At 66.8% G+C, this 12301-nt stretch carries 11 protein-coding genes; 5 read left to right on the forward strand and 6 right to left on the reverse strand.

Translation table 11 applies throughout. The annotated features are described in order from the left end of the window. Positions 1-16: 16 nt before the first annotated feature. Positions 17-643 (forward strand): TetR/AcrR family transcriptional regulator, encoded by a 627-nt coding sequence (locus ACIQTU_RS11465; RefSeq protein ID WP_400546858.1) that lies wholly within the window; start codon positions 17-19, stop codon positions 641-643. Positions 644-717: 74 nt separating this feature from the next. On the opposite strand, the gene ACIQTU_RS11470 is transcribed toward ACIQTU_RS11465, so the two are convergent. Both ACIQTU_RS11470 and ACIQTU_RS11475 read right to left on the reverse strand, forming a co-directional pair. Continuing rightward, positions 718-2601, reverse strand: coding sequence for a ferrous iron transporter B (locus ACIQTU_RS11470; protein WP_400546861.1), 1884 nt, complete (start codon positions 2599-2601; stop codon positions 718-720). Next, the gene (locus tag ACIQTU_RS11475) at positions 2601-2873 is read right to left on the reverse strand and encodes a ferrous iron transport protein A (RefSeq protein ID WP_400546864.1); all 273 of its coding nucleotides are present in this window, start codon (positions 2871-2873) and stop codon (positions 2601-2603) included. Before ACIQTU_RS11475 ends, ACIQTU_RS11470 begins: the two co-directional genes overlap by 1 nt. 136 nt (positions 2874-3009) lie before the next feature. On the opposite strand from ACIQTU_RS11475, the gene ACIQTU_RS11480 reads away from it, so the two are divergent. Then, entirely contained in the window at positions 3010-3570 is a 561-nt protein-coding gene (locus ACIQTU_RS11480; RefSeq protein ID WP_400546867.1) for a c-type cytochrome, read from the forward strand. 19 nt (positions 3571-3589) lie between these two features. Here ACIQTU_RS11480 and ACIQTU_RS11485 read toward each other — a convergent pair whose 3' ends face one another. The 4 genes from ACIQTU_RS11485 to ACIQTU_RS11500 form a co-directional block, all read right to left on the reverse strand. Then, the gene (locus tag ACIQTU_RS11485) at positions 3590-6823 is read right to left on the reverse strand and encodes an efflux RND transporter permease subunit (protein ID WP_400547120.1); all 3234 of its coding nucleotides are present in this window, start codon (positions 6821-6823) and stop codon (positions 3590-3592) included. Between the two features lie 2 nt (positions 6824-6825). Continuing rightward, a complete protein-coding gene (locus tag ACIQTU_RS11490; RefSeq protein WP_400546870.1) occupies positions 6826-7956 on the reverse strand; it encodes an efflux RND transporter periplasmic adaptor subunit in 1131 nt (376 codons plus the stop codon). Between the two features lie 110 nt (positions 7957-8066). Beyond that, positions 8067-8840 (reverse strand): hypothetical protein, encoded by a 774-nt coding sequence (locus ACIQTU_RS11495; protein ID WP_400546873.1) that lies wholly within the window; start codon positions 8838-8840, stop codon positions 8067-8069. Further along, positions 8837-9601, reverse strand: coding sequence for a class II aldolase/adducin family protein (locus ACIQTU_RS11500; protein ID WP_400546876.1), 765 nt, complete (start codon positions 9599-9601; stop codon positions 8837-8839). The genes ACIQTU_RS11495 and ACIQTU_RS11500 overlap by 4 nt, the downstream gene beginning before the upstream one ends. A 164-nt stretch (positions 9602-9765) precedes the next feature. Between ACIQTU_RS11500 and ACIQTU_RS11505 the strand changes: the two genes are divergently transcribed. The 3 genes from ACIQTU_RS11505 to ACIQTU_RS11515 all read left to right on the forward strand — a co-directional run bounded on the left by ACIQTU_RS11505 (position 9766) and on the right by ACIQTU_RS11515 (position 12236). Then, complete coding sequence (locus tag ACIQTU_RS11505) at positions 9766-10893, forward strand: DUF2336 domain-containing protein (RefSeq protein ID WP_400546879.1); 1128 nt, start codon at positions 9766-9768, stop codon at positions 10891-10893. Positions 10894-10924: 31 nt separating this feature from the next. Then, positions 10925-11701, forward strand: a complete 777-nt coding sequence (locus tag ACIQTU_RS11510) for an NAD kinase (RefSeq protein ID WP_400546882.1) — start codon at positions 10925-10927, stop codon at positions 11699-11701. Between the two features lie 61 nt (positions 11702-11762). Further along, on the forward strand, positions 11763-12236 hold the full coding sequence (locus ACIQTU_RS11515) for an Hpt domain-containing protein (RefSeq protein WP_400546885.1): 474 nt from the start codon (positions 11763-11765) through the stop codon (positions 12234-12236). Positions 12237-12301: the final 65 nt, after the last annotated feature.

The raw sequence follows: 12301 nt of genomic DNA on the forward strand, positions 1-12301 counted from the left end.
TCGGCCGCCTCCCTCCATGACCGAGACGACCAACAAGCTGGGCCACAAGATCGGGACGCGCGGGGCGCGAACCCGTCGCGCCATCCTTGACGCCCTGCGCGGCCTGCTGAATCACAAGCATCTGGGCGAGATCCGCGCCGCCGACGTGGCGCTGGCGGCCAGCGTTTCAGCGCCGACCTTCTACACCTATTTCAAAACGGTCGAGGAAGGCCTGCTGATCCTCTGCGAAGAAGCCGGCGAGGACTTCCAGCGCCTGGCCAAGCATATCCACGCCGACTGGACCGGCGACCGCGCCTTCGAGGCTGTCCGCGCCTATGTGCTGGAAGTCCTGGCGCTCTGGGGCGACCACGGACCTGTGCTGCGGGTCGAACATATGCTGGCCGACAAGGGCGAGCCCGACTTCGCTGAAAGCCGCATCAAGAGGATGCGCCGCCTGCACCTGGCGCTGGAGCGCCGCATCGCCCAGGCCAAGGCCAACGGCCATCACCCCGCAGGGCTGAACCCGCGCCTGACCTCCTACGAGACCGCCAATCTGGTGGAGTCCGTCGCCGCCGGCTTCGCCCTGATGCGTCGGGCCGACACCGCCGAGGCCATCGTCGATACAACGACGCATATCGTGGTGAAACTGACGACGGGGCGCTGACGCCCCAAAGAGGGGCCAGCTTCATTCCTGTCAGGCCGCAGTCAGAAGGCTCGCCCTTTTCGACCCGATGCGACCTAGCCCCCGCCCAGCGCCACGGCCGTGTGATAGACGATGAAGGCCGCCAGATAGGCCAGGCCGAACATGTAGCCGACCATGATCAGGGTCCACTTCATCGAGCCGGTCTCGCGGCGCACGACGCCGATGGTCGGTAGGCACTGGGGCGCAAAGACATACCAGGCCAGGAAGGCCAGGCCGGTGGCCAGCGACCAGTCGGCCGACAGGACCGAGGCCAGGGCGCCGACGTTCTCTTCGGCGCCGGCGATGGAATAGACCGTGCCCAGGACCGCTACGGCGACTTCACGCGCGGCCATGCCGGGAACCAGGGCCACCACCATCTGCCAGCTGAAGCCGATGGGGGCGAAGATGGGCTCCAGCGCCTTGCCGATCATGCCGGCGAAGGAATAGTCGATGGCCGGTCCCGTCGCGCCTTCCGGCGGATAGGGGAAGGTCGACAGCGCCCAGACGATGACCATCAGCGGCAGGATGATCTTGCCCGCGCGACGCAGGAAGATCTTGGCGCGCAGCCACAGATTGAACAGCACGCTCTTGATATCCGGGATCTTGTAGGCCGGCAGCTCCATCATGAAGGGCTCGACCGCGCCGCGCCAGAAGACCTTGCGGATCACCACCGAGACCAGCAGCGCGCTGATGATGCCCGCGGCGTAGAGGCCGAACATGACCAGACCCTGTAGGCTGAAATAGCCCCAGACCGTCTCGTTCGGGATGAAGGCGGCGATGATCAGAACATAGACCGGAATGCGCGCCGAGCAGGTCATCAGAGGCGCGATCAGGATGGTGGTCAGGCGGTCGCGCTTCGCCTCGATCACCCGCGTCGCCATGATGCCGGGAATGGCGCAAGCGAAACTGGACAAGAGGGGGATGAAGGCGCGGCCATGCAGCCCCGCCCCGCCCATGATCTTGTCCATCAGGAAGGCCGCGCGGGCCATGTAGCCGAAATCTTCCAGCACGATGATGAAGAAGAAGATGATCAGGATCTGCGGCAGGAAGACCAGAACATTGCCCACGCCGCCGATCAGGCCGTCGACGATCAGGCTCTGGATCAGCCCCGGAATTCCATGATCGGGAATCACGGCGGAAATCCCCTGCCCCAACAGGCCGAAGCCCGCCTCGATGCTGTCCATCGCCGGTGTCGCCCAGGTGAAGACCGCCTGGAACATGACGAACAGGATGCCCAGCAGGATGGCCAGACCGGCGACCGGATGCAGCAGGACGCTGTCGATCTTGCCGGTCAGGGTGTCGGGCCGCTCGGGCGGACGCACACAGGCCTTGACGATGCGTTCGGCCTCGCGGTGCGCGGCGCGGATTTCAGCGGGCGAAGGCGAATGCCAGTCGTTGTGGCTTTCGCCCACGGTCAGATCGGCCTGGGCTTGAGCGGCGGCGACCAGTTCAGCGATGCCGCGCCTGCGCGTGGCCACTGTCGTGACCACCGGGGCGCCGATCTCCGCCGACAGCTTCTCAAGGTCGATACGCAGGCCCTGACGCTGGGCGATGTCGTACATATTGAGCGCCAGCACCATCGGCCGCCCGACCTGCTTCAGCTCCAGCGCCAGGCGCAGGACCAGACGCAGGTTGGTGGCGTCGGCGACGCAGACCACCACGTCCGGCGGACTCTCGCCCGGCAAGGTCCCCAGGACGGCGTCGCGGGTGACTTCCTCGTCCAGACTGCGGGCGCGCAGGGAATAGGTGCCCGGCAGGTCCAGCACCGACAGGGTGCGGCCGTCGGCGGCGTGGATACGTCCTTCCTTCCGCTCGACGGTGACGCCGGCGTAGTTGGCGACTTTCTGATGGGAACCGGTCAGGGCGTTGAACAGCGCGGTCTTGCCGCTATTGGGGTTCCCAACCAGAGCGATCCGGGCGGTGCGAACGGCCATGTCCATCAGAGGCCTCCCTCTTCAAGACGAATGGTCAGACTGGCGGCCTCGTGCCGACGCAGGGCCACGCGCATGTCATCGACCTTGATGGCGATGGGGTCACGACCGAACAGGCCTTCGTGCAGCAGTTCGACGTGCGCGCCCTCGACGAAGCCCAGCTCCAGCAGGCGGCGCTCCAGTTCGATCTCGTGATCCTGATGGTGGCAATGGGCGCCGACCTGAACGATGACGCCGCGATCGCCGCGTCGGGCCTGGCTGAGTTTGATAGTGTCGGTCATGGCGCTCATTACGACGACGCCCGGCGCCGCTCACTTAAGTTGACAGTGATTATCAGCTGCGAACGGTTCGCGTCCAGTAACGATAACCGGCGCCGTTGCGACTAAACGCCCATCGGCTATCAAGAGGGTCTGGCCTATGGAGTTCGCCCATATGGAGTTTCCTATGCGCACCATCTCGACCCTTTCCATCGCCCTGACCGTCTCTCTGGCCCTGGCCGCCTGCGGCGACAACGCTGCGCCCGCCGCCGATGCGACGCCCAAGGCCCCGCCGCCGCCCGCCCTGACCGAGGCTGAAAAGGTCGCGGTGCTGGCCACCCTGCCCGCCCCCTACAACGCCGGTGATCTGGAGAACGGCCGTCGCGCCTTCGCCCGCTGCCGGTCCTGCCACACCATCACGCCGGGCGGCCCGAACATGGCGGGTCCGAACCTGTACGGCGTCTTCGGACGGCAAGCCGGAGCGCTGGACAAGTACAGCTATTCGCACGCCTTGCGCACGGCAGGCTTCACCTGGGACGCCGACAAGCTGGATCACTGGCTGGAAAACCCCAAGACCTTCCTGCCCGGCAACAAGATGACCTTCGCAGGCCTGCGCGACGCTACCGACCGCCGCGACGTCATCGCCTTCCTGAAGGTGGAGACGGGCTACACCCCGGAAACGGCGAAGGCCGCCGCAGCCGCGACGGCCCCCGCTACCTAAGTCTGAGCCCGAGGGCGCGTTAGCCCGGCGTCATGTCCGGGGTCTTGCCCTCGGCGATCTCCTGGGCTTCCCACTCCTCGATTTTGCGGGCCGTGTATTCCGGCGACTTGGTGAAGCGCGCCAGCACGCCATAGATCACCGGCACCACGAACAGGGTCAGGATGGTGGCGAAGATCGCGCCGGTGAAGATGACCACGCCGATGGTCTGACGGCTGCCGGCGCCCGCCCCTTGCCACAGCACCAGCGGCAGGGCGCCGAAGGCGGTGGCGATCGAGGTCATGATGATCGGACGCAGACGAAGCGACGAGGACTCGATGATGGCCTCGCGGATCGTCCGCCCCTGATCGCGTAGCTGGTTGGCGAACTCGACGATCAGGATGCCGTTCTTGGCCGCGACCCCGATCAGGATGATCAGGCCGATCTGGCTGTAAATGTTCAGGCTGGAGCCCGCCATCAACAGGCCGAACAGACCGCCAGCAGCCGCCAGAGGCACGGTCAGCATGATGACCGCCGGAGTGATCCAGCTCTCGAACTGGGCCGCCAGCACCAGGAAGACCAACAGCAAGGCCAGACCGAAGGCCCAGCCGACGGCGCTGCCCGCCTCCTGCTGGTCGCGCGCGGCGCCGCCCCAGCGGATCGTCACCAGACCCTGCGGCTGCTTGGCCACCTCGGCGTTCAGGAAGGCGACCGCGTCATCGATGGTGGTGCCGGGGTTCAGGTCGGCCGAAAGCGTAATGGCCCGCTGGCGGTCCAGGCGGCGACGGTCGGGCGTGTCGCCTGAGGTCTGGGTCGTGACCACCGCCGACAGCGGCACTAGTTGGCCCGCGCCGGTCGAGACATAGAGAGCTTCAAGGTCCGCCACGCCGCGACGGTTGTCGCGATCGGTCTGCAGGATGACGTCGTACTCCTGTCCGCCCTTGATGTAGGTGGTGGCGCGACGCGAACCGAACATGGTCTCGAGCGCGCGGCCTATCTGCTGTGATGATACGCCCAGGGCCGCCGCCTTCTGCGGATCGACGTCAACCAACAGACGCGGCGCGTTCGGCTCATAGTTCAGGCGCGGACGCGACAGGCCCGGATTCTCTTGCGCCGCCGCCAGAATGGGCTGCAGCCAGTCATAGATCGGGCCATATTCAGCGCCCGTGACGATCATCTCGACCGAGTTGGAGTTGCCCCCGCCGCGCTGGAAGGCCCCAGGCGTCGAGGCGTTGACCTGGGCGTCGGTCTGGCCGCGCAGCTTGCCGTTCAGTTCCTGGGCGATCTCATCGGCCGAGCGCTCGCGCTGGGACCAGTCCGCCAGGTTCAGCACTCCGTTGCCGGAGTTGTAACTGCCGCCGCCGAAACCGGGCGACGAAATCAGATAGTTCGCGGCCTCGCCGCTCTCGCGGTATTCGGCCAGGATCGGCTCGAGCCCCAGCATGATCTTGCGAGTGTAGTCGAAGCCGGCGCCTTCCGGGCCCTGAACCCGGATCTGAACGCGACCGCGATCCTCGTTCGGCACAAGTTCATTGGGCAGAACCTTGAAGATGCCCCCGGCCCCTGCCGCGACCAGAATGATCAGACCGATCACGCCGCCGACCGCGATCCGACGGCCCAGCAGGGCGTTGAGCGAGCTGGCGTAGGAATTCTTCAGCGCGTCCATGGCCCGGTCGACGCGACGCGCCACCCAGCCGCCGGTCTGCGCCGGCTTCAGGATCTTCGACGCCAGCATGGGCGACAAGCTCAGCGCCAGGAAGGCCGAGAAGGCCACGGCCGCCGCGATGGCCGCCGCCAGTTCGACGAACAGACGACCGACATAGCCCGGCAGGAACAGCAGGGGCGCGAACACCGACAGCAGAACCACCGTCGTCGCCACGACGGCGAAGAAGACCTGCCGCGCGCCACGCTCGGCGGCGATCAGGGGCGGCTCGCCGTGATCCAGACGGCGCTGGATGTTCTCGACCACCACGATGGCGTCATCGACCACCAGGCCGATGGCCAGAACCAGGGCCAGCAGGGTCAGAAGGTTGAGCGAGAAACCGAGTGGGGCCAGGACGATGAAGGTGGCCAGCAGGCAGATAGGCGCCACCACCGAGGGGATGATCGCCGCCCGCAAACTACCCAGGAAGATGAAGTTGACCAGGGCCACCAGGGCCATCGAAATGCCGATGGTGATCCAGACCTCGTCGATGGCGTGCGAGGTGAAGACCGAGTTGTCGGACCCGACCTCCAGCGTCGTGCCGGGCGGCAGGGTCGGCTTGATCTGCGCCATCAGGGCGCGCGCGCCCTCGGAAATCTGCAGGTCGTTCGACTGCGCCTGGCGGGTGACGGCCAGACCGATCTGGTCGATGCCATTGCCGCGGAACAGGCGACGCGCCTCGGCGGGTGCCTCCTCGATCCGGGCGATATCGCCAAGACGCGTAACATAGGCGGCGTTGCCCAGCAGGGCGCCGGTCACGCCATTGGTCATGGCGGCGGAGGCAGCGCCGAGCGTGCCGGACGACTGGGCGCCCGTGGCCGTCGAAGCCGACCCGCGCGTGCCGATCGGCAGTTGGGCGAAGTCAGCCGGCCTCGCGTAGGTGCGAGCGACGCGGACCGTATAGTCCTTCTGCGTGGATTCCAGCGATCCGGCGGGCAGTTCGACGTTCTGGTTGCTCAGCGCCGTCTCGACGTCGTTGACGGTCAGGCCTCGCGCAGCCATGGCGGCGGCGTCCAGCCAGATGCGCATGGCGTAGCGCTGCTCGCCGAAGATGTTGACCTGGGCCACGCCCGGCACGGTGGCGAACCGGTCCACCAGATAGCGGTCGGCGTAGTCCGTCAGCTCCAAACGGTTCATCGTCGTCGAACGCAGGAACATGATCATGATGGGCTGGCTGTCGGAGTCAGCCTTGGCCACCTCCGGCGGATCCGCCTGGTCCGGCAGACGCCCCTGAACGCGCGAGACGCGGTCGCGCACGTCGTTTGCAGCGTCGTCGATATTGCGGTCCAGCGAGAACTCGATGTTCACGTTGGAACGGCCGTCGCGGCTGGTCGAGTTGATGCGCTCGACGCCCTGGATGCCGGCGATCTGCTGCTCGATCGGCTCGGTGATCCGGCTTTCGATGACCTCGGCCGAGGCGCCGGCGTAGCTGGTGCTGACCGACACGATGGGCGGATCGACGTCCGGCAGTTCGCGCACCGGCAGGAAGAAGAAGGCCGCCAGACCGATAACGCACAGGACAATGGCCGCCACCGCCGCAAAGACGGGGCGACGGACCGAAACATCAGAGAGCATCATCAGCGTGCCGCCTGAGCTGCGCGCGCGCCGCCCTTCTGCGTCGCGCTACCGACAGTCACAGGCGCGCCGGGCTGGATGCGGTTCAGGCCCGAAGCCACCACATGATCATTGTTGTCCAGACCCGACAGGATTTCCACGAATCCACCCTCGACGGCCCCGGTCTGCACCTCGACGCGCTGGGCGGTCGTGCCCTTTTCGCCTCGCGCGATGCGGTAGACGAAGGCGCCCTGGCCCTCATACTGAACAGCGGCTTCCGGAACCGACAGACTCTGACGGCGGCCCTGCTGCACGGCCACGCGCATCATCATGCCGGGCCGGATGCGGGCGCCGGGGTTGGCGAACTCGGCGCGGGCGATGACGGCACGGGTCTGTTCATTGACCCGCGTGTCCAGCAGAGCGATGCGGCCGTTGAAGCTCTCGCCAGCGTAGGCGTCGGCCGTGGCGATTAGGGGAGTGCCAACCTGCAGCACGCCCAGATAACGCTCCGGCAGCGGGAAATCGACGCGAATGGCGCTGGTGTCGTCCAGGGTGGTGATGACCGATCCCGGCGAAATCAGGGTGCCCGGCGTCACGGTCGTCAGCCCCAGGACGCCGGCGAAGGGCGCGCGCAGCACACGGTCGCCGCGGCGGGCTTCCGAGGCGGCGAGTGCGGCACGGGCGCTTTGCAGAGCGGTTTCCGCCTGCTCGGCGGTGACGCGCGGCGCAAAGCCGCGCTCAGCCAAAATCTTGAAGCGGTCGTATTCGCGCTGAGCCTGGGCCAGTTGGGCCCGCGCCTGGATCAGATCGGCGTCTTCCTCGCGCGCCTGCAACTCGACCAAGGGCGCGCCGGCCGCCACGCGCTGGCCGTCCGTGAACATGACGCGGGTGATCAACTCGGTCGTGTTGGAGGTGATGTTGACCGAGCGCTTGCTGCGCGCCACGCCCAGCACCCGGATCTGATCGGCGAACTCGCGCGGGGTCACGACCGCCTCGGCCACCGCCTGGCCACGACCGCCGCCGGGGCCGCCGCGACCGGGACCGCCCGCGCCGCCCTTGCTGTCGTCAGCCAGGGTGATCTTCAGAACCGCCGCCAGGACCATAAGTCCAACCAGACAGGCCGCAGCGATGATGAAAAAATGGCGTTTGAACACGCGACGCAGTCTCCCCGACAACAAGCGGTCCCGCTTAGCGGGTCATGGCCGTTACGCAAATAAAGTATCTGTAACGTCGGCGCGCTTGATGTCCGTCGCGGAAATCCTCGTCAAAAGCGACGCCAGACCCCAATGATCGGCCCTCCGGCCACGGGCGTCTCGCGGCCTGCGACCGCCTGACGCCATCCCGCCTGAAGGCTCCAGGGACCGAAATCACGCACCGCGGACAGTTCAACTGACAGCCAGCGCGCGCCATCGCCGTCCACCGCCCCGCCAAAGCCCTGGGCCATCAGCATCCAGTTCTTGTTGACACGCGCGCCCGCCGTGACGTCAAGCCGCACCTCGTCCGGCAGCCCCTGACGCCAGCGCCGTGCGATCTGCGCCTCGACGAAGCTTCGTTGCGGCATCCATTTCGCGCCCGATCCGTCGATCGCACGACCGGCCAGCAGCCGCGCCTCCCAGTCGCTGTCGCCCGCTCCCGGCTGAGCGTAACCGGCATTGCGGCCAGACCCGCCCTGGGCATAGCCCGCATAGACGGCCACGACGTTCGCGTCGTCGCGATAGGCCTGCCAACGCGCGCCGATCTCTATCGGCCCGCGCCCTTCATAGTCGGCATAGTCATCTCGACCCGACTGCCAGTCACCCTTGAACTGAAGGGTCAACCGGTCGGTCAGGCCGTACTCGGCAAAAAGCGACGCAGCGCGGTCCACACGCTCGGCCGGCAGGTCGGTGCGACCGCCCGACACGAACTGCTCATCGGCGCGCATGTCCTCGTACTTCACGATCGCCTGCCCCTTCCCCTTCGGCAGGTTCCAGGCGCCGGCGGACGCGGAAGACGCCGCCGCCAGGCTCAATGCGACCAGCAGCCCCCCGACCGCCCTCACACGTCGTAACCCGGCGATTTGCGTTCAAGCTGACGCAGGGCGCCGGGCCAGGCCAGGGCAGAGATGAAGCCGATGCCGCGCCCCTGATCCTTCGTTTCCGCCTGCGCGGCCTCCGGCGCGATCAGCACCTGCTCGCGTCCGCCCGACAGGGCCGCGACCTGCTGGGCGCAGGCCCGTTCCAGGAAGAAGATCCCGACCCAGGCCTGAGCCGCCGTTTCGCCGACGGCCAGGGTGCCATGGTTGCGCAGAAGCATCAGCGGTTTGTCGCCCAGATCGGCCACCAGACGCTCGCGCTCGTCGTGGTTCAGCGCCAGGCCTTCATAGCCGTGATAGGCGACCTGATGCTGCAACAGGCAGGCGTTCTGGCTGATCGGCAGCAGGCCGTGCTGCTGGGCCGCCACGCCGACACCATTCACGGTGTGCAGGTGGATGACGAATTTGGCGTCCTCGCGCGCGGCGTGGACCGCCGAGTGGATGGTGAAGCCGGCCGGATTGATGAAGCTGGTCGTCTCCTGAACAATATTGCCGTCCAGATCGACCTTCACCAGAGAAGAGGCTGTAATCTCGTCGAAATACCAGCCGTAGGGATTGATCAGAAAGTGGTGCTCCGGCCCCGGCACGCGGGCCGAGATATGGGTGAAGATCATGTCGTCCCACCCGTGCAACGCAACCAACCGATAGAGCGCCGCCAATTCGAGGCGCACCTGCCATTCGGCTTCTGACACCCGCGACTTCAGCGACGACGTCGATCCGTCCGCCATGACGACCTCCCTTATCATTGTTCGGTTGAACCTCGCCCTGCTCCGCCGCGCCGTCAAGCGACCCGCGTTCGTCGCGGAAGGTTTTCATTAACCCTGTTTTCACGTCGTCAGGATGAGTATGCCGCGCGGCCAAGGCGGCCGCCTTTCGATGCGCGGAGCCGCCAGTGTCCACAGTCGTTCCGCTAGCCCCCGAAAAGCCATCTCAGGCCGTGCCGCTGGCGGGCCTGAACCAGTTGCTGGACCTGGCCAAGTCACGCTCTCCCGACGATCAGCATCGCCTGCTGATGGGGGTGGCGGGCCTCTATGAATCCGCAGCCGGCCACGGCGGCGCGCCCGAGGCTCTGGCCGACATCTTCATCGCCCTGACCCGCAGCGCCGAGCGCGAAATCCGTCAGGTCCTGGCCCAGCGACTGGCCAAGGCGGAATGGGCGCCCGCCGCACTGGTGCGGATGCTGGCCGCCGACGAGATCCAGATCGCTCGCCCGGTGATCGCCGCCAGCCCCCTGCTGCTCGACGACGATCTTCTGCAGCTTCTGGCCGACTGCTCGATCGAGCATCAGATCCAGGTCGCCCTGCGCCCTGACCTCGGCGCCGCCGTGGCCCGCGCCATCATCGCGGGCGGCGATCCGGCGGTGATGACAGCACTGGCCACCAACCGCAGTGCGCGGATTGAGGACGCTTCCTTCACTGTTCTGGTCAATAGGTCGCGCCAGTTGGCTGCCCTGCGCGCGCCGCTGACCCGACACCCATCGCTGAATGAAGATCTGGCGCTGGTTCTGTATCAATGGGTCGGCGAGGCCCTGCGACAAGCGATCAGCGACCGCTTCACCATCGACCCCGCCTGTCTGTCAGAAGCGGCCCAGAGCGCAGCCAGCGACACGGCCGTCGCCTGGGAAGCCCCATCAGCATCCGCCGCCGACGAGTCGGACGCCCGGTTGGTGGCCAAGCTGAACGCAGCCGGCCAGCTCCGCCCCGCCTACCTTATCCGCGCCCTGCGTGAAGAAAAGCTGGGCGTCTTCGCTCACGGCCTGGCGGTACTCGGCCGTTTCGAGGTAGCGCAAATCCATCGCGCGCTGACGGGTGACACGGCCCGCCCCCTGTTCCTCGCCTGTATCGCGGTCGGTCTCGACCGCGCGGCCTTCCCTGCCCTCTTGACTGAAATCCGCAAGCTGAACAAAGGATTCCCGCGTGATCCTGACAGTTCCGCCTGGCGGCTGGCTGAACGGTCCGCTGATCAGGCCGCTTACGAATTTCGCCTGCTGATGGCCGACATCGACGCCGCTTCCGTTTGACACAGGCGCTCCGCTCAGCTTGCGTGGCGCCGTGAACACGCCCGCCCCCCTTGCCCTGACCTTCGTCGCCAGCGACCGCCCCGAAGCCGAGGCGGCGCGCGTGCGTCTGACCGAACGCTACGGCTCGGTTCCCGTGGCCGAGGCCGACGTCATCGTCGCCCTGGGCGGCGACGGCTTCATGCTTGAGACCCTGCACAACAACCTGCAGCTTCGCACGCCGGTCTATGGGATGAACCGGGGCTCGGTCGGCTTCCTGATGAACGACTACGAGGAAGACGGTCTGCTGGGACGGCTGGCCGAGGCCGACCGTACCGTCATCCATCCGCTGCAAATGGACGCCTGGGTCGAAAGCGGCGAGGTCCACAGCGGCCTGGCCATCAACGAGGTCTCTCTGCTGCGCCAGACCCGCCAGACCGCCAAGCTGCGCGTCAGCATCAATGACAAGGTGCGACTGGAGGAACTGAGCTGCGACGGCTGCATGGTCGCCACCCCCGCCGGCTCGACCGCCTACAACCTGTCGGCGCACGGCCCGATCATTCCTCTGGACGCGCCCAGCCTGGCGCTGACGCCCATCAGCGCCTTCCGTCCCCGACGCTGGCGCGGCGCCCTGTTGTCGCACACCGCCCGCGTCCGTTTTGAGGTGCTGGAGCCTGACAAGCGCCCCGTCAGCGCCACCGCCGACAATTTCGAAGTCCGCCGTGTGACCCGGGTCGAGGTGCGCGAGCGCCGGGACATCAGTCTGATCATGCTGTTCGACGCCGGGCGCTCGTTCGAGGAACGCGTCATGGCCGAACAGTTCGCCAGTTGAACGTCACGGGTTTTTAAGGCTCCGCGCCTAGGCTCCTCGCCAAGAGTTCAGGAGCCGTCACGTGAGCAACCCTCCCCAGGTCATTCGTCCGCCCCATCCGCTGCGCGCCAAGGTCGGCGGATTCGGCGGCATCGACGCCGACGCCATCGCCAAGGCGGAGGCCGCGCTCAAGGCCATGTCGGCCCAGTTCGGCCAGTGGCTCAACGACGAGGTCGCCAAGCTGAATCAGGCCCAGGCCGACATCCGCGCCAAGGGCTACACCCAGGAAACCGCCGAAGCCCTCTACTTCCGCGCGCACGACCTGAAGGGCCTGGGCGCCACCTACCAATATCCGCTGGTGACCCGGATCGCCGGCTCCCTGTGCCGGATGATGGACGACAGCGACAAGCGGATGCAGGCGCCTGTCGCCATTCTGGACGCCCACGTCGACGCCATCCGCGCCGTGGTCCGCGACGAAATCCAGACCGATGACCACCCGGTCGGCCGCGATCTGGCCGAGACCCTGGAAGCCCGCGTGGCCGAACATCTGGCCTGAGGCCCGCTCACAGCCATAAGAAAAGGCGCCGCCGATGCCGGGGGCGCCTTTTTTCATGGGCAGTG

Origin of the sequence: Brevundimonas sp. NPDC090276 (assembly GCF_044772165.1) — a bacterium.
Taxonomy (GTDB): Bacteria; Pseudomonadota; Alphaproteobacteria; order Caulobacterales; family Caulobacteraceae; genus Brevundimonas.